Source organism: Pseudomonas sp. S2_H10 (assembly GCF_054668285.1).
The window spans coordinates 3,159,667-3,176,123 of record NZ_CP162754.1 but is presented as its reverse complement, the minus strand read 5'-3'; the positions used below and the strand labels follow the sequence as shown (position 1 = coordinate 3,176,123).

Annotated in this window: 14 protein-coding genes; 10 read left to right on the top strand and 4 right to left on the bottom strand. The window is 60.5% G+C overall.

Annotation, left to right across the window (positions count from 1 at the left end):
- Window positions 1–11: 11 nt before the first annotated feature.
- The 3 genes from etfB (at window position 12) to AB4O16_RS14195 (ending at window position 2,568) form a co-directional block, all read left to right on the top strand.
- Window positions 12–782 carry an electron transfer flavoprotein subunit beta gene (gene etfB, locus AB4O16_RS14205; protein ID WP_150719116.1) on the top strand — a complete coding sequence of 257 codons (771 nt, stop codon included), beginning with the start codon at window positions 12–14 and terminating at the stop codon, window positions 780–782.
- A 159-nt stretch (window positions 783–941) separates the two neighbouring features.
- Window positions 942–1,178 carry a hypothetical protein gene (locus AB4O16_RS14200; protein WP_160388472.1) on the top strand — a complete coding sequence of 79 codons (237 nt, stop codon included), beginning with the start codon at window positions 942–944 and terminating at the stop codon, window positions 1,176–1,178.
- A 169-nt stretch (window positions 1,179–1,347) separates the two neighbouring features.
- Window positions 1,348–2,568 carry a retroviral-like aspartic protease family protein gene (locus AB4O16_RS14195; protein WP_460157955.1) on the top strand — a complete coding sequence of 407 codons (1,221 nt, stop codon included), beginning with the start codon at window positions 1,348–1,350 and terminating at the stop codon, window positions 2,566–2,568.
- A 300-nt stretch (window positions 2,569–2,868) separates the two neighbouring features.
- On the opposite strand, the gene AB4O16_RS14190 is transcribed toward AB4O16_RS14195, so the two are convergent.
- Entirely contained in the window at window positions 2,869–3,198 is a 330-nt protein-coding gene (locus tag AB4O16_RS14190) for a hypothetical protein (RefSeq protein WP_460157954.1), read from the bottom strand.
- A gap of 128 nt (window positions 3,199–3,326) precedes the next feature.
- Complete coding sequence (gbcA, locus tag AB4O16_RS14185) at window positions 3,327–4,622, bottom strand: glycine-betaine demethylase subunit GbcA (RefSeq protein ID WP_110662073.1); 1,296 nt, start codon at window positions 4,620–4,622, stop codon at window positions 3,327–3,329.
- Window positions 4,623–4,904: 282 nt separating this feature from the next.
- Between gbcA and gbcB the strand changes: the two genes are divergently transcribed.
- Window positions 4,905–6,005 carry a glycine-betaine demethylase subunit GbcB gene (gene gbcB / locus AB4O16_RS14180; protein ID WP_160388469.1) on the top strand — a complete coding sequence of 367 codons (1,101 nt, stop codon included), beginning with the start codon at window positions 4,905–4,907 and terminating at the stop codon, window positions 6,003–6,005.
- A 129-nt stretch (window positions 6,006–6,134) separates the two neighbouring features.
- On the opposite strand, the gene AB4O16_RS14175 is transcribed toward gbcB, so the two are convergent.
- Entirely contained in the window at window positions 6,135–6,959 is an 825-nt protein-coding gene (locus AB4O16_RS14175; protein WP_460157953.1) for an SDR family oxidoreductase, read from the bottom strand.
- A gap of 381 nt (window positions 6,960–7,340) precedes the next feature.
- Between AB4O16_RS14175 and AB4O16_RS14170 the strand changes: the two genes are divergently transcribed.
- A complete protein-coding gene (locus AB4O16_RS14170; RefSeq protein WP_460155370.1) occupies window positions 7,341–8,288 on the top strand; it encodes an IS110 family RNA-guided transposase in 948 nt (315 codons plus the stop codon).
- 43 nt (window positions 8,289–8,331) lie between these two features.
- Here AB4O16_RS14170 and AB4O16_RS14165 read toward each other — a convergent pair whose 3' ends face one another.
- Complete coding sequence (locus AB4O16_RS14165; RefSeq protein WP_460157952.1) at window positions 8,332–9,372, bottom strand: threonine aldolase family protein; 1,041 nt, start codon at window positions 9,370–9,372, stop codon at window positions 8,332–8,334.
- A 131-nt stretch (window positions 9,373–9,503) separates the two neighbouring features.
- Between AB4O16_RS14165 and AB4O16_RS14160 the strand changes: the two genes are divergently transcribed.
- The 5 genes from AB4O16_RS14160 (at window position 9,504) to AB4O16_RS14140 (ending at window position 16,401) form a co-directional block, all read left to right on the top strand.
- Window positions 9,504–10,232, top strand: coding sequence for a TraX family protein (locus AB4O16_RS14160; RefSeq protein ID WP_460158062.1), 729 nt, complete (start codon window positions 9,504–9,506; stop codon window positions 10,230–10,232).
- Window positions 10,233–10,515: 283 nt separating this feature from the next.
- A complete protein-coding gene (gene glyA, locus AB4O16_RS14155; protein ID WP_150719124.1) occupies window positions 10,516–11,769 on the top strand; it encodes a serine hydroxymethyltransferase in 1,254 nt (417 codons plus the stop codon).
- Window positions 11,770–11,792: 23 nt separating this feature from the next.
- Entirely contained in the window at window positions 11,793–13,043 is a 1,251-nt protein-coding gene (locus AB4O16_RS14150) for a sarcosine oxidase subunit beta (protein ID WP_038981138.1), read from the top strand.
- Window positions 13,044–13,057: 14 nt separating this feature from the next.
- Window positions 13,058–13,387 carry a sarcosine oxidase subunit delta gene (locus AB4O16_RS14145; protein WP_046039383.1) on the top strand — a complete coding sequence of 110 codons (330 nt, stop codon included), beginning with the start codon at window positions 13,058–13,060 and terminating at the stop codon, window positions 13,385–13,387.
- Complete coding sequence (locus AB4O16_RS14140) at window positions 13,384–16,401, top strand: sarcosine oxidase subunit alpha (RefSeq protein WP_460157951.1); 3,018 nt, start codon at window positions 13,384–13,386, stop codon at window positions 16,399–16,401. The genes AB4O16_RS14145 and AB4O16_RS14140 overlap by 4 nt, the downstream gene beginning before the upstream one ends.
- Window positions 16,402–16,457 lie beyond the last annotated feature (56 nt).

The window sequence follows — 16,457 nt, the reverse complement described above, 5'->3', positions numbered from 1 at the left end:
AGGAAAGGGTTATGAGCACGAAAATCATCAGCCTGGTGTCCATCGGCGCCCACCCGACCTCCGGGCGGCCGCGTCGTGCGGAACAGGATGCGCGGGCGGTGGAACTGGGCCTGCAACTGGCTGGGGATAACCTGCAAGTGCTGCACGCCGGCGACATCGCCGAGCCTGCACTGCGCGCCTACCTGGGCATGGGGCTTGAACAACTGCATGTGCTGGAGCAACCGCAAGGTGCCGATGCGCTCCCGGCGCTGACCGAGTATCTGCGCGATGCCGGGGCTCAGGTGGTGTTGACCGGCAGCCAGGCGGAAACCGGTGAAGGTTCGGGCATGTTGCCCTTCCTGCTGGCCGAAAGCCTGGGCTGGCCGCTGGTGGTGGGGCTGGCACAGGTCGAGTCGATCGATGGCGGTTCGGCGCTGGTGCTGCAAGCCTTGCCGCGCGGTCAACGTCGCCGGCTGAAAGTGCGCCTGCCGTTTCTGGCGACTGTGGATAACGCAGCGCCCAAGCCGCGCCAGAGTGCGTATGGCCCGGCCCGGCGCGGTGTGCTGCAGGCGCAGGACATTGAAATCATCGACGACGAATTACTCGCGGTCGCCAGCCTGCAACCGGCCAAGCCACGGCCCAAGCGCCTGAAGGTGATCAAGGCCAAGAGCGGCGCCGACCGTATGAAAGCCGCGACGGCCAAGGCCAGTGGTGGAGGCGGGCAGGTGCTCAAAGGCGTCACGGCGCAAGCTGGGGCTGAAGCCATTCTCAAGTTGCTGATTGAAGAAGGCGTCGTCCGCTAACTCAGCTTCAGCACAAATCCCCTGTAGGAGCGAGCCTGCTCGCAATAGTCGTCAACGAAGACGCGGGATGCCTGAATGACTTTGGGGGCCTCAGGTTTTTCGCGAGCAGGCTCGCTCCTACAGTTTTGATCGTCGGTTACCAAAATTCACGGGGAAACAATGGCAGTTGAATTTCGTTCGGCAGTGCGCGCGGATGCGCGTGAGATTGCGCGGTTGTTCCAGATTTCATCCGAGGGCGCTTCAGACCAAATCTGGAGCCTGATCGACTACGCCGCCAACACTGGCGCCCGGCGTTTTTACGAGCGGCACGGTTTCGGGATCATCAAGACCTGCCAGGTCACCCCTCATCCCATGATCCGCGTCACCGGTAAAGCCTATCTTATGCACAGGCCTTGAGCTTGTTCGAGCGATCGCCCGGTGACGGTTATCCACAACGCCAGGAACCCTTGCTCTCATCCCACGCCGACGAGGGCGGTGAGCTAAAGTTTCCTATGCGCTGATCAAGGGTGCGGCACGCTTTCGGGAGCTTTCAGACATTCAGCGCTGACTCATGAAACCGGTTTTTATGACTGGCCTGAATATGAAGACTTTCGCTCTTCTGGCGCTCTTTGCATCGGCCCTGTGGGTATCCACAGGCTTGATGGCTGCTGCCCAGGCAAAGCCCCCCGTGGCTGACCAGGATTTCTATCGCTGGATGGACTCCGAGCAGGGGCGCAACGCGTCCCTCGCGCAGCTGCGGCAACAGTGCGACAAGGTCCTGGATGCCGACAGACACCTCAGCTGTTCGGTGACGGTCCTGGCCAGAATGCTCGAAGCCAAGGCCGCCAACCAACTCCCCGAATACTATCTTGCGATCAAGGCCAGGCATGCCCGGGCGATTGCCGCCAGCGCCGATCTGCAGCCTCTGTTCTCCACGTTTGGCAGCAAATCACTGGCTCTGCTGGCGACGACCGGCGATTTCACGGTCAACGGTTCGACGCAGCATGAGGTGCTGCAACTGCATCCGTATGCCAACGACTTTTCCACAGCTGAACAAGTGCTGCCATTCATCGATGTCGGCTCGGCCAAGGATGTCACGGCGCGTTTTGTGCTGGACACGGGCGCGCCGCAAACCCGGGTCAACATCGACACGGCGAAACAGATGGGCATCAAGTGGTTGCCCGATGCTTTTTATCGCTACAGCACGTTTTATGGCGAAAAGGACCTGGCCGCGAGGCTGGGAGTTCTCAGGTCGCTGAAAGTCGGCACCCGCGAGTTCAGGAACGTCCTGGTCTTTGTCAGCGACCGGGACAATCTGTTGGGGTTGGACCTGATCAGCAAGCTGGGGCGCCTGAAGATCACCGGCAGAACACTGGAGCTGAATCCGCCGCCGGTCACACGCTGTGATGCGTCGGTTGTCGTTAGCCGCCTGGATCTCAATCAACGGCTGGTGGTGGCCGCACAATTGGATCGCCGGGAAACGCAGGCCATCATCGATACCGGAAATGTCGACTACCTGACGGCCTCGTCACCTGGCAGGCAACTCAGCGATGTTCACGCGCTGACACCGGGAAGCTCGAGCGTTGCCACCAACGGCCACAAGCGCTTTCAACGCTTCGACGGCGTTTTGGCCCTGCAAGGCAATACCATGGCGGTCACCTACAAATACTACCCGGGCTTTACCATCCCGCCGTCGCTGATCGACGGGCAGTACGTCCCGTCGATATTGCTCGGATGGCGCGCCTTCAAAGACTTTGAATTGAGCCTGGACCTGGATTCAGGTCGCTCATGCCTCAATAAAATCTGAACAACGCCGCTGTTTACCCACAATCCCTGTTGGTGGTTCTGTGGATAACATGTTCGCCCCTCGCTGCACCCCATACAAATCAAGCCCTGCAAGCCGTCGCTCAAAAAACAACCAGCCTGGTTCGTGGTTTTTCCAAGCTTTTTCAAGGGGATAAGTGCTGTTGGGGATGCAGAGTTGCCCCCAATCTCTGTTGGCGCTTCTGTGGATAAGATGTTTGCTGTCGCCTACAGGCCTTTTAAACCGTGGTCTGCAGGCTTTTGGTTATAAATTGATCAAAATACGGTTTTGCGCCGTAAGCCTTCACGCCAGCGCCGGTTTTGTACGGGTTTCGGAGGTTTTCCACAGGGCCTTCGAAGTTAACCCCAAAGTCTGTTGGCGCTTCTGTGGATAAGGTGTTTGCCATCCTCTGCGAGCCACGTAGTCCGTGGCTTTCAGGTTGTTGGTTAAAAAATGATCAGCTCGTCCATGGAAGCATGCTTCTGGATAAGTCACGATTTTTCTTTGATTTAAATGAAGAAGTTTTGCAGCTTTTCCACAGTTGTCCCCAATAGCTGTGGGTGGAGGTGTGGATAACTTGTTTGCGGAAGGCTGGGAGGTGCGGCGGGCATAGCTCTGAACGAGATAGATCATATTTCGTACAGTTCTATGCTGGTTGTAGGAGCGAGCCTGCTCGCGATGGACGTCAACGATAACGTTGGCAGCCTGACACCCAGCGGTGTTCTCAGGTTCATCGCGAGCGGGCTCGCTCCTACAGGGATTTAGCCTTGGACCGGAACACCCTTGAGGTACGGCGCAGGCTCGGCCCCCAGGTTGCTCAGCAGACGCTCGCTGTACCAGTCCACGAAGTTCACCACGCCGAACTCATAGGTCTTGGAGTACGGACCAGGCTGGTAGGCGGTGGAGTTGATGCCGCGCTGGTTCTCTTCGGCCAGGCGACGGTCCTGGTCGTTGGTGGCGTCCCAGACCTGGCGCATGCGCTCCACGTCGTAGTCCACGCCTTCCACCGCGTCCTTGTGCACGATCCACTTGGTGGTGACCATGGTTTCCTGGGCGCTGATCGGCCACACGGTGAACACGATGATGTGGTCGCCCATGCAGTGGTTCCAGGAGTGCGGCAGGTGCAGAATGCGCATCGAGCCCAGGTCCGGGTTCTTGATGCGGCCCATGAGCTTGGCGCAGCCTTGTTTGCCGTCCAGGGTCATCGACACGGTGCCCTTGAGCAGCGGCATGCGCACGATGCGGTTGCGCAGGCCGAAGCTGGCGTGGGCGTAAGGGATCTTCTCGGCTTCCCAGGCAGCGGCAGAGGCAGCCACGTGGTCCTTGAACGCCTGGTCGGCGCGCGGGTCGGTGACGTCGTCCCACTCCAGCAGGGTTTTCAGCAGTTCCGGGTGCGACGCGTTGCAGTGGTAGCACTCGCGGTTGTTTTCCAGCACCAGCTTCCAGTTGGCTTTTTCCATCAAGGTGGTGGTGATCGCCACCTTGGTGTTCTCCATGTCGTACGGTTCCATGTAATGGTTCAGCGTCGACAGGAAGTCATCGATGGCTGGTGGATTTTCCGACAGGCTGATGAAGATGTAGCCGCCGGCGGTCTTCACGTTCACCGGCTTGAGGCCGTACTGCTTCATGTCGAAGTCGGCGCCCATCTCGGTGCCGGCGAACAGCAGGCGACCGTCCAGCTCGTAAGTCCACTGGTGGTAGTGGCAAACCAGTTTGGCGACCTTGCCTTTTTCGCTGGTGCACAGGCGCGAGCCACGGTGGCGGCAGACGTTATGGAACGCGTGCACCACGCCTTCGGCGCCACGGATCACGATGATCGGGTTCTTGCCGACCTGCAGGGTCAGGTAGTTGCCCTTGGTGGGGATTTCGCAGGTCATGCCGGCGATCAGCCACTCTTTCTGGAAGATTTCCTGCATGTCGATATCAAACAGGCGCTCGTCAGAGTAAAACGGCTGCGGCAGCGAGTAGGTGCGCTCGCGCTCTTGCAGCATCTGCGCAGTGGCCTTGCGTGCGGGTTCCAGCGGATCGCCCAGGCTCAGGGTAGTAGTGACGTCCATCGTTTAATCCTCAAGGCCATTCTGTGTGGCCGGCGAAATGTGGCTACGGTTGTGCGACGCAAGACAAAAAACAGCGGTTATCTGTTGAAGCGAGTGTGGGGCCGGCGCTGGCCAGAACCTTATCCATGGGCGACATGGTGCAATCTGTTCCCGACGCGCAAGCCCCGGTCGTTGCGGGCTGGTCGCGATAAGCATGTCAATGTCGCAGATAGGTAAACGGGTGGTTCGCGCTATACGCAGAATCGCCAACATGAAGGCCGACAGTCGGCCGTGGAGATCAGCATGTCCAACAGCTTCCTGAACCCGGTAACCACCCAGACCTGGGCCAATGGTCGTCACATCGTCCGTTGCGTCAAAGTCATCCAGGAAACCTGGGATGTGCGCACCTTTTGCTTCATGGCCGACCAGCCGATCCTGTTCTTCTTCAAGCCGGGGCAATTCGTCACCCTGGAGCTGGAAATCGAAGGCCAGCCGATCATGCGGTCGTACACCATTTCCAGCTCGCCATCGGTGCCGTACAGCTTTTCGGTGACCATCAAGCGCGTGCCGGGCGGCAAGGTGTCCAACTGGCTGCACGACACCCTGCATGAAGGCCAGGAACTGGCGGTGCACGGCCCGGTCGGGCTGTTCAATGCCATGGACTTCACCGCGCCGAAGGTACTCTACCTGAGCGGCGGCGTGGGTATCACACCGGTCATGTCCATGGCGCGCTGGTTCTACGACACCAACGGCAATGTCGACATGGTGTTTATCCACAGCGCCCGTTCGCCCAAGGACATCATTTACCACCGCGAGCTGGAACACATGGCGTCGCGGATCGACAACTTCAGCCTGCACCTGATCTGCGAGAAGCACGGCATGGGTGAGCCCTGGGCCGGTTATCGCGGTTATCTGAACCACAGGATGCTTGAGTTGATGGCGCCGGACTTCCTTGAGCGCGAAGTGTTCTGCTGCGGGCCGACACCCTATATGAATGCGGTCAAGCGCTTGCTGGAAGCCGCTGGCTTCGACATGTCGCGTTATCACGAAGAATCCTTCGGTGCGACCCCGCCAGAGGCGCGCGCGGACGCAGTGGAGCACGCCGAACAGGCGGCCGAGGCACCGGAAGTCGACGCCGCAGACTTGCATCAAGTGGAGTTCATTACCTCCGGCAAGAGCATCCGCGTGGCCCCGGGCGAGACCGTGCATGCAGCGGCGGCCAAGGTCGGCCTGATGATTCCGAAAGCGTGCGGCATGGGCATCTGCGGCACCTGCAAGGTGCTGAAGCTGGGTGGCGAGGTGGAGATGGAACACAACGGCGGGATCACCGAGGAAGACGAAGCCGAAGGGTTCATTCTGTCGTGCTGCAGCGTGCCGAAAGGCGACGTGCGGATCGAGTTTTGATGGTCACGCAATAATCCCTGTAGGAGCGAGCCTGCTCGCGATGAACCTGAGAGCGCCGCGGGGTGCCAGGTTGCCAGCGTCATCGTTGACGTCCATCGCGAGCAGGCTCGCTCCTACAGGGGAGGGTGTTCAGTCGACAAACAGGTCCGTCATCAGCTTGTCGGCGCTGTCGGGGGCGAACCGGTAGTGTTCGAACTCGGTAATGCCGCTCTCCCGCAGTATTTCCTCATCAATCAGCAAACGCCCGGTCAAACTGCGATTTGCGCTGCTCAGGATCACATGCGCCGCATCCGCCATGATCGCTGGCGTACGCGCATGCTTGAACGATTCCCTCGACCCCAGCTGAAACTCGATCGCGGCGGTGGCGATCATCGTCTGTGGCCACAGCGAGTTGACGCTGATCCCGTAATTCCTGAATTCCTCGCTCATGCCCAAGGTCAGCATGCTCATGCCGTACTTGGTGACTGTGTAGGGGCTGTATTGGGCGAACCACTGGGTGGCCAGGTTCAGTGGCGGGGACAGGTTGAGGATGTGTCCACCAGACTTTTTCAGATACGGCAGTGCCGCCTGGCTGCATAGCAAAACAGCGCGGGTGTTGATCTGGTGCATCAGGTCGAAGCGCTTGAGTTCGATGTGCTGAACACCGGTCAACTTGATCGCCCCGGCGTTGTTGACCAGAGCATCAATGCTGCCGAAATGTTCGTTGGCCCGGGCCAGGGCCTCACGCACCGCATCTTCCTCACGCACGTCCACCTGCAAGGCCAGTGCCTTGCCACCCGCCGCTTCCACTTCCTGCGCCACGCTGAAGATCGTGCCCGGCAGCTTGGCGTGGGGTTCGGCGCTTTTGGCGGCGATCACGATGTTGGCGCCATCACGTGCGGCGCGCAGCGCGATCTCACGACCGATCCCGCGGCTGGCGCCGGTGATGAACAGGGTTTTTCCTTGCAATGACATGCTGACGCTCCTGATTGTTGTTATGCGAGCGGATCGGCTCGACAGACAATGTAGACGAAGTCTTCAGGTGCGGACTGTCAGGGAATGCGGATGGCTTTTGTAGGAGTGAGCGTTCTCGCGATAGCTTCATCCAACAGATCTGGTGAATGATCGGGCCTCATCGCGGGCAAGCCCGCTTGTATGGTAGGACTTGAAGGGAGGAGGAGGGACAAAGCCCGATTCTGACTGTTGACGCAGTACAGATCCGTGGGAGATTTCGCCCCTCCTCCTTTCACCCAAGCGCCGATAAAGAATGCATCTGGCTAGACCGACGATAGGAACAAGCCTGCGCCTCTGGGTGAGCCCTTCAAGTGCTCAAAACCATATCCCGGAGGAAATCCAATGGCAATGCCGGTTTCTGTCAAAAAGCCGATCGTAGGCGTGGATGTCGCCAAGAACGAACTGGTGATCTATCACGCCGAACTTGACCTGCTCGAAGAGATCCCCAACAACAAAACAGCCATCAAGCATTGGTTGAAGGTCCTGTCGGGGACTGTTGCTGTAGCCATTGAGTCGACCAATATCTATCACCTGGAGTTTGCCGATCTGGCCTATGAGGCCGGCTGCGTGATTTATATGGTGGGTGGCTATGAACTCAGCCATTACCGCAAAGGGGTGAATATCCGCGCCAAAACCGATGCGCTGGATGCCAGACTGCTCGCTCGCTATCTGAAGAACGAAGGTGATGATCTTCACCCTTGGACCCCGCCATCACCGCTGTACCGCCAGCTCTTGAGCCTTTTTCGTCGTCGCGCAGCCTTGGTTCAGGCGCGGGTCGGGCTGGTGCAAAGCTGGGCGAATGAGCCGCTGCTGAAATCTGCTTTCGCCGAGCAAGTGAAGTCCATGCAAAAGCTTGAAACGCTGGTCGAAAAGACGATTAACGATCGTCTCAAAGAAGCTGGTTTGCTCGGTCAGTTGAAGCGTTGCCTGAAAGTTGAAGGCATTGGATTTCTGACCGGAGCCCGTTTGCTCACGACGTTTCAGCGGGGCGAGTTCAGAAGCGCGGATGCGTTTATCGCCTTTCTGGGGATGGATTTACGAGTGTCGAAGTCAGGACAAAAAGACGGTCGCCGGAGTTTGACTAAGCGAGGTGACCCGGAAGCCCGCCGGCTTTTGCACAACGCGGCGATGTCGGCCAGCCGAACGTCAGCCTGGAAAGGCTTTTACGAAGAGCAAAGAGCTCGAGGCTTCAGCACCACTCAGGCACTGGTGATACTGGCTCGCAAGCTTGCTCGGATCGTATTCGCCCTACTGAAGGGGCAGAGCGAATACCAACCAAAAGCCAGTTGAGGGCTTCCCCTCAACCATAGAATCTCCCACAGGGTTTGTGGCGTTAGTGAGACATCACTTCGCGGATGTCGCGGGCCAACTCACGCACACGCTCTTCCTCGGTATCCCACGAGCACATGAAACGTGCGCCGCCGTTGCCGATGAAGGTGTAGAAACGCCAGCCCTTGGCGGTCAGCGCGGCGATGGCCGGTTCCGAGAGTTGCAGGAACACGCCGTTGGCCTGTACCGGGAACATCAGCTCCACGCCGGGAATGTCGCTGACCAGCTCTGCGAGCAATTGCGCGCAACGGTTGGCGTGGTTGGCGTATTTGAGCCAGGCGTCGTTTTCCAGGATCCCGACCCACGGCGCCGACAGGAAGCGCATCTTCGACGCCAGCTGCCCGGCCTGCTTGCAGCGGTAATCGAAGTCTTCAGCCAGTTTGTGGTTGAAGAACAGAATCGCTTCGCCCACCGCCATGCCGTTTTTCGTGCCGCCAAAGCACAGCACATCCACGCCGGCCTTCCAGGTCAGGTCAGCCGGGGTGCAGCCGAGGAAGGCGCAGGCGTTGGAGAAACGCGCGCCGTCCATGTGCAGGTTCAGGCCCAGTTCCTTGCAGGTGGCGCTGATGGCGCGGATTTCGTCCGGGGTGTAGACGCTGCCGACTTCCGTGGCCTGGGTCAGGGTCACCACGCGAGGTTTCGGGTAGTGGATGTCCTGGCGCTTGAGCGCGACCTCGCGGATCGAGTCCGGGGTCAGCTTGCCGTTTTCAGTGCGGGCGATCAGCAGTTTGGAGCCGTTGGAGAAGAATTCCGGGGCGCCGCATTCGTCGGTTTCGACGTGGGCGGTTTCCGAGCAGATCACGCTGTGGTAACTCTGGCACAGCGACGACAGCGCCAGCGAGTTGGCGGCGGTGCCGTTGAAGGCGAAAAACACTTCGCAGTCGGTTTCGAACAGCTTGCGGAAATCGTCGGAGGCGCGGGCGGTCCACTCGTCGTCACCGTATGCGCGCTGGTGGCCGTGGTTGGCCTGTTCCATGGCGGCCCAGGCTTCTGGGCAGATGCCGGAATAGTTGTCGCTGGCGAATTGTTGGCTCTTGTCGGTCATGGCCTGCTTCCGTGGTCGGGACGCCTATGGTGAAGCGTTCCGTGGTCAATGAGGGTGCGCACTTTACCCAAGATCATCAGGGGCGCACACGGGATGTCGCTGTCGGGAAAATACACAATCGAAGGACGATTATGCACGCGACTATGCACTTAAGGCAGCGCGACGGTGCACTGGATCTGCTCAAGTGGCTGGCGCTTCTGAGCATGGTGCTCGATCACCTGCGATATGTCGGTTATTCCGCCGATTGGCTGTATGTGCCGGGACGCCTGGCGTTTCCGTGGTTTTGTCTGGCGATGGCGGCGAACCTGGCACGCAAGCCGGCGCAGGCGAGCGGTGGGCAGTGGCGTTATCTGGGATGGTTGCTGCTGTTTAGTGCCGCCAGCGAAATTCCCTACCGCCTGTTCATACCCAACCCTGACACGCTGAACGTGCTGCCCACGCTTGCGCTTGGCTTGCTGGTGGCGCGGGGTTGGCAGCAACAGACCCTGCAATCGCGGCTGCTGGCAGTCGGCGCGCTGGTTTTGGCGGTGTTCTTTTCACAGCGATTGATGTTCGGTTTTTTTGGCGTGTTGTTGCCGCTGGTGCTGCTTTGGGTGATCCATCGCCCGTGGTATTTCGCCCTGTTGCCAGGGTTGGTTTGTCTGGCCGCCAATCAATGGCAGGTGCTGTATTACTCCGTTCCATTGGGCAATCACGTGGCCATGGCGGCCATCGCCACTTGTCTGATTGCGCCATGGCTGGGGCTGTTCTTATTGCGACACGCCCGTGACGTAAAACCACCCCCGATGCGGCGATGGGCATATGCGCTGTATCCCGTGCATTTCCTCATGTTGTTACTTCTCCGCCAGATCGTTGCATGATCCTGTGGGAGCTGGCTTGCCAGCGATAGCGGTGGATCAGCCGCCATAAATGCTGGATGTGCTGACGCCATCGCTGGCAAGCCAGCTCCCACAGGGTTTCTCGATGAATTGAGGATCGTGTTTGACTCGCCATTTCCCGCCATGTCGTAAACGCACCTTTGCGTGGCGCCCGTAGGCATTTGACCCTTCGAAGCCAGTCATACCATCGCTATCAAAGGGCACTGCCGAAAAACCAGTGCCTCACCGAGACGAATGGCGCACCGCCGCCGCTGGGAGAGACGCGATGTTCAGCAAGCAAGACCAGATCCAGGGTTACGACGATGCACTGCTGGCGGCGATGAATGCCGAAGAGCAACGTCAGGAAGATCACATCGAGCTGATCGCGTCGGAGAACTACACCAGCAAACGCGTCATGGAAGCGCAAGGCAGCGGCCTGACCAACAAGTACGCCGAAGGTTATCCGGGCAAGCGCTACTACGGCGGTTGCGAGCACGTCGACAAGGTTGAGGCGCTGGCCATCGAGCGCGCCAAGCAACTGTTCGGCGCCGATTACGCCAACGTCCAGCCGCACTCCGGCTCCTCGGCCAACAGCGCCGTGTACCTGGCCCTGCTGCAAGCCGGCGACACCATCCTGGGCATGAGCCTGGCCCACGGCGGTCACCTGACCCACGGCGCCAAAGTGTCGTCCTCGGGCAAGCTGTACAACGCCGTGCAGTACGGTATCGACACCAAAACCGGTCTGATCGATTACGACGAAGTCGAGCGCCTGGCCGTCGAGTGCAAGCCGAAGATGATCGTTGCCGGCTTCTCTGCCTACTCCAAGACCCTCGACTTCCCACGCTTCCGTCAGATCGCTGACAAGGTCGGTGCACTGCTGTTCGTCGACATGGCGCACGTCGCCGGTCTGGTCGCTGCCGGCCTGTACCCGAACCCGCTGCCTTACGCCGACGTGGTCACCACCACCACCCACAAGACCCTGCGCGGTCCGCGTGGCGGCCTGATCCTGTGCAAGTCCAACGAAGAAATCGAGAAGAAGCTCAACGCGGCAGTGTTCCCGGGTGCCCAGGGCGGCCCGCTGATGCACGTGATCGCTGGCAAGGCGGTGTGCTTCAAGGAAGCGCTGGAGCCAGGCTTCAAGGCTTACCAGCAACAAGTGATCGACAACGCCCAGGCCATGGCCGGCGTGTTTATCAAACGCGGCTACGATGTAGTGTCCGGCGGTACCGACAACCACCTGTTCCTGGTCAGCCTGATCCGTCAGGGCCTGACCGGCAAAGAGGCGGATGCAGCCCTCGGTCGCGCCCACATCACTGTGAACAAGAACGCTGTCCCGAACGATCCACAGTCGCCGTTCGTGACCTCCGGCCTGCGCATCGGCACCCCGGCGGTGACCACTCGCGGCTTCAAGGTGGCCCAGTGCGTCACGCTGGCCGGCTGGATCTGCGACATCCTCGACAACCTCGGCGACGCCGATGTCGAGGCCAATGTCGCCGAGCAAGTGGCAGCCCTGTGCGCGGACTTCCCGGTTTATCGCTGAGTGCGGTTTTGGAGTAAATGACTATGCAACGCTACTCGGGCTTCGGCCTCTTCAAACACTCTCTCAGCCATCATGAAAACTGGCAGAAAATGTGGCGCACGCCGACCCCTAAAAAGGTCTACGACGTGGTCATCGTCGGCGGTGGCGGGCATGGTCTCGCAACGGCCTACTACCTGGCCAAGGAACACGGCATCACCAACGTGGCCGTGGTCGAGAAAGGCTGGCTGGGCGGCGGTAACACCGCGCGCAACACCACCATCGTTCGCTCCAACTATCTGTGGGACGAGTCGGCGCACCTGTACGAACACGCGATGAAACTGTGGGAAGGCCTGTCCCAGGACCTCAACTACAACGTGATGTTCTCCCAGCGCGGCGTCTACAACCTGTGCCACACCCTGCAGGACATCCGTGATTCCGAGCGTCGGGTCAGCGCCAACCGCCTCAACGGCGTCGACGGTGAACTGCTCGATGCCAAACAGGTTGCCGACGAGATTCCGTACCTCGACTGCTCCAAGAACACTCGCTACCCGGTGATGGGCGCCACCGTCCAGCGTCGCGGCGGCGTGGCCCGTCACGATGCCGTGGCCTGGGGCTTTGCCCGTGCCGCCGACGCCCTCGGCGTGGACCTGATCCAGCAGACCGAAGTGATCGGTTTCCGCAAGGAAAACGGCGTGTGCATCGGCGTTGAAACCAACAAGGGCTTCATCGGCGCCAAGCGCGTCGGCGTAGTGACCGCCGGTAACTCCGGGCACATGGCCAAGCTCGCCGGTTTCCGCCTGCCGATCGAATCCCACCCGCTGCAAGCGCTGGTGTCCGAACCGATCAAGCCGATTATCGACAGCGTGATCATGTCCAACGCCGTACACGGCTACATCAGCCAGTCCGACAAGGGCGACCTGGTGATCGGCGCCGGTATCGACGGCTACAACGGCTACGGTCAGCGTGGTTCGTACCCGGTGATCGAGCACACCGTCCAGGCCATCGTCGAGATGTTCCCGGTGCTCTCGCGCGTACGCATGAACCGTCAGTGGGGCGGCATCGTCGACACCACGCCGGATGCCTGCCCGATCATTTCGAAAACCCCGGTACCGAACATGTTCTTCAACTGCGGTTGGGGCACCGGCGGCTTCAAGGCCACACCTGGTTCGGGCAACGTGTTTGCCGCGAGCCTGGCCAAGGGTGAAATGCACCCGTTGGCCGCACCTTTCTCCATCGACCGTTTCCACAACGGTGCGTTGATCGATGAACACGGCGCTGCTGCGGTTGCCCACTAACAGGAGAAATCCCCATGTTGCATATCTTCTGTCCTCACTGCGGCGAGTTGCGCTCCGAAGAGGAATTCCACGCATCCGGCCAGGCGCACATCCCGCGTCCACTGGATCCGAACACCTGCACCGACGAGGAGTGGGGCGACTACATGTTCTTCCGCGACAACCCGCGCGGTCTGCACCACGAGCTGTGGGATCACGTCGCCGGTTGCCGTCAGTACTTCAACGTCACCCGCGACACCGTGACCTACGAGATTCTCGAAACCTACAAGATCGGCACCAAGCCACAATTCACCGACAAGACCGATAGCCCGAAAGCGGCCAGCACGGCTCTGGGAGAGAAGGTATGAGCCAGATCAATCGCCTGTCCAACGGCGGACGGATCGACCGCAACAAAGTCTTGACCTTCACCTTCAACGGCCAGAACTACAAAGGCTTCGAAGGCGATTCCCTGGCCGCTGCACTGCTGGCCAACGGCGTCGACATCATCGGTCGCAGCTTCAAGTATTCCCGTCCACGCGGCATCTTCGCCGCTGGCGCAGAAGAGCCGAACGCGGTGCTGCAGATCGGCGCCACCGAAGCCACGCAGATCCCGAACGTGCGCGCCACGCAACAGGCGCTGTACCAAGGCCTGGTCGCCACCAGCACCAACGGCTGGCCGAGCGTCAACAACGACATGATGGGGATTCTCGGCAAGGTCGGCGGCAAGCTGATGCCGCCGGGCTTCTACTACAAAACCTTCATGTACCCGCAATCGTTCTGGATGACCTACGAGAAGTACATCCGCAAGGCTGCCGGCCTGGGTCGCTCGCCGACCGAGAACGATCCGGACACCTACGACTACATGAACCAGCACTGCGACGTGCTGATCGTCGGTGCCGGCCCTGCGGGTCTGGCCGCTGCACTGGCGGCTGCGCGCAGCGGTGCCCGGGTGATCCTGGCTGACGAACAGGAAGAGTTCGGCGGCAGCCTGCTCGACTCCCGCGAAAGCCTCGACGGCAAGCCTGCGATGGAGTGGGTGGCCAGCGTCATCGACGAACTGAAGAACACCCCGGACGTGCTGCTGTTGCCGCGCGCCACCGTCAACGGCTACCACGACCACAACTTCCTGACCATTCACGAGCGCCTGACCGATCACCTCGGCGACCGCGCACCGATTGGCCAGGTGCGTCAGCGTATCCACCGGGTCCGCGCCACTCGCGTGGTACTGGCGACCGGCGCTCACGAGCGTCCACTGGTCTACGGCAACAACGACGTGCCGGGCAACATGCTCGCCGGCGCCATCTCGACTTATGTGCGTCGTTACGGCGTGGCACCGGGCAAGAAGCTGGTGCTGTCGACCAACAACGACCACGCCTACCGCGTTGCCCTGGATTGGCTCGATGCCAGCCTGCAAGTGGTGGCCATCGCCGACGCCCGCAGCAATCCGCGTGGTGCGCTGGTGGAAGAAGCCCGCGCCAAAGGCATTCGCATCCTCACCGGCAGCGCCGTGATCGAGGCCCGTGGCAGCAAGCACGTGACCGCTGCCCGCGTGGCCGCAATCGATGTCAAAGCCCACACCGTGACCAGCCCGGGCGAATGGCTCGACTGCGACGTGATCGGCAGCTCCGGTGGCTACAGCCCGGTGGTTCACCTGGCTTCGCACCTGGGTGGCAAGCCGATCTGGCGTGAAGACATCCTCGGTTTCGTACCGGGCGAAGCACCGCAGAAACGCGTGTGCGTCGGTGGCATCAACGGAGTCTACGGCCTCGGCGATTCCCTGGCCGATGGTTTTGAAGGTGGCGTTCGCGCTGCTGCCGAAGCTGGCTTCCAGTCGGTCGAAGGCGTGCTGCCCAAAGCCCTGAGCCGTCTCGAAGAGCCGACCCTGGCGCTGTTCCAGGTGCCCCATGAAAAGAACACCGCACGGGCGCCGAAGCAATTCGTCGACCTGCAAAACGACGTCACCGCCGCCGCCATTGAACTGGCGACCCGCGAAGGTTTCGAGTCGGTCGAGCACGTCAAACGCTACACCGCGCTGGGTTTCGGCACCGATCAGGGCAAGCTCGGCAACGTCAACGGCCTGGCCATCGCTGCCCGCTCGCTGAACGTGACCATCCCGCAGATGGGCACCACCATGTTCCGCCCGAACTACACGCCGGTGACTTTCGGCGCCGTGGCCGGTCGTCACTGTGGGCACATCTTCGAGCCGGTGCGCTACACCGCACTGCATCAATGGCACCTGAAAAGCGGCGCCGAGTTCGAAGACGTCGGCCAGTGGAAACGTCCTTGGTACTTCCCGAAATCCGGTGAAGACCTGCATGCGGCAGTGAAGCGCGAATGCAAAGCCGTGCGCGACAGCGTCGGCCTGCTCGATGCTTCGACCCTGGGCAAGATCGACATCCAGGGCCCGGATGCGCGCGAGTTCCTCAACCGCGTCTACACCAACGCCTGGACCAAGCTCGATGTGGGCAAGGCGCGTTACGGCCTGATGTGCAAAGAAGACGGCATGGTCTTCGACGACGGTGTGACGGCTTGCCTGGCCGACAACCATTTCGTCATGACCACCACCACCGGCGGCGCCGCTCGCGTGCTGCAGTGGCTGGAGCTGTACCACCAGACCGAATGGCCGGACATGAAGGTGTACTTCACCTCCGTGACCGACCACTGGGCGACCATGACCCTGTCCGGGCCGAACAGCCGCAAGCTGCTCGCTGAAGTCACCGACATCGACCTCGCCAACGAAGCCTTCCCGTTCATGACCTGGAAAGAAGGTTTGGTGGGTGGTGTGCCAGCGCGGGTATTCCGGATTTCGTTTACCGGTGAGCTGTCGTACGAAGTCAACGTGCAAGCCGACTATGCGATGGGCGTCCTGGAAAAAATCGTCGACGCTGGCAAGAAGTACAACCTCACCCCGTACGGCACCGAAACCATGCACGTGCTGCGGGCCGAGAAGGGCTTCATCATCGTCGGTCAGGACACTGACAGCTCGATGACCCCGGACGACCTGAACATGGGTTGGTGTGTCGGTCGCACCAAACCGTTCTCGTGGATCGGCTGGCGCGGCATGAACCGTGAAGACTGCGTGCGTGATCAGCGCAAGCAACTGGTTGGCCTGAAGCCGATCGATCCGAACAAATGGCTGCCGGAAGGCGCGCAACTGGTGTTCAACACCAAGCAGGCGATCCCGATGACCATGGTCGGTCACGTGACCTCCAGCTACCTGCACAACTCCCTGGGCTATTCGTTTGCCATGGGCGTGGTCAAGGGCGGGTTGCAGCGCATGGGCGAGCGCGTGTTCGCACCGCTGGCCGACGGCAGCGTGATCGAGGCGGAAATCGTTTCCTCGGTGTTCTTCGATCCGAAGGGCGAACGCCAGAACGTGTGATTGCCGGATGTGGTTTTGACTGTGGGAGCCAGCTTGCTGGCGATGAACGATAACGC

Bases quoted from the DNA above. Each gene is read 5' to 3' on its own strand.
- etfB (WP_150719116.1), top strand. From the start codon at position 12: ATGAGCACGAAAATCATCAGCCTGGTGTCCATCGGCGCCCACCCGACC.
- AB4O16_RS14200 (WP_160388472.1), top strand. From the start codon at position 942: ATGGCAGTTGAATTTCGTTCGGCAGTGCGCGCGGATGCGCGTGAGATT.
- AB4O16_RS14195 (WP_460157955.1), top strand. From the start codon at position 1,348: ATGACTGGCCTGAATATGAAGACTTTCGCTCTTCTGGCGCTCTTTGCA.
- AB4O16_RS14190 (WP_460157954.1), bottom strand. From the start codon at position 3,198: ATGATCTATCTCGTTCAGAGCTATGCCCGCCGCACCTCCCAGCCTTCC.
- gbcA (WP_110662073.1), bottom strand. From the start codon at position 4,622: ATGGACGTCACTACTACCCTGAGCCTGGGCGATCCGCTGGAACCCGCA.
- gbcB (WP_160388469.1), top strand. From the start codon at position 4,905: ATGTCCAACAGCTTCCTGAACCCGGTAACCACCCAGACCTGGGCCAAT.
- AB4O16_RS14175 (WP_460157953.1), bottom strand. From the start codon at position 6,959: ATGTCATTGCAAGGAAAAACCCTGTTCATCACCGGCGCCAGCCGCGGG.
- AB4O16_RS14170 (WP_460155370.1), top strand. From the start codon at position 7,341: ATGGCAATGCCGGTTTCTGTCAAAAAGCCGATCGTAGGCGTGGATGTC.
- AB4O16_RS14165 (WP_460157952.1), bottom strand. From the start codon at position 9,372: ATGACCGACAAGAGCCAACAATTCGCCAGCGACAACTATTCCGGCATC.
- AB4O16_RS14160 (WP_460158062.1), top strand. From the start codon at position 9,504: ATGCACGCGACTATGCACTTAAGGCAGCGCGACGGTGCACTGGATCTG.
- glyA (WP_150719124.1), top strand. From the start codon at position 10,516: ATGTTCAGCAAGCAAGACCAGATCCAGGGTTACGACGATGCACTGCTG.
- AB4O16_RS14150 (WP_038981138.1), top strand. From the start codon at position 11,793: ATGCAACGCTACTCGGGCTTCGGCCTCTTCAAACACTCTCTCAGCCAT.
- AB4O16_RS14145 (WP_046039383.1), top strand. From the start codon at position 13,058: ATGTTGCATATCTTCTGTCCTCACTGCGGCGAGTTGCGCTCCGAAGAG.
- AB4O16_RS14140 (WP_460157951.1), top strand. From the start codon at position 13,384: ATGAGCCAGATCAATCGCCTGTCCAACGGCGGACGGATCGACCGCAAC.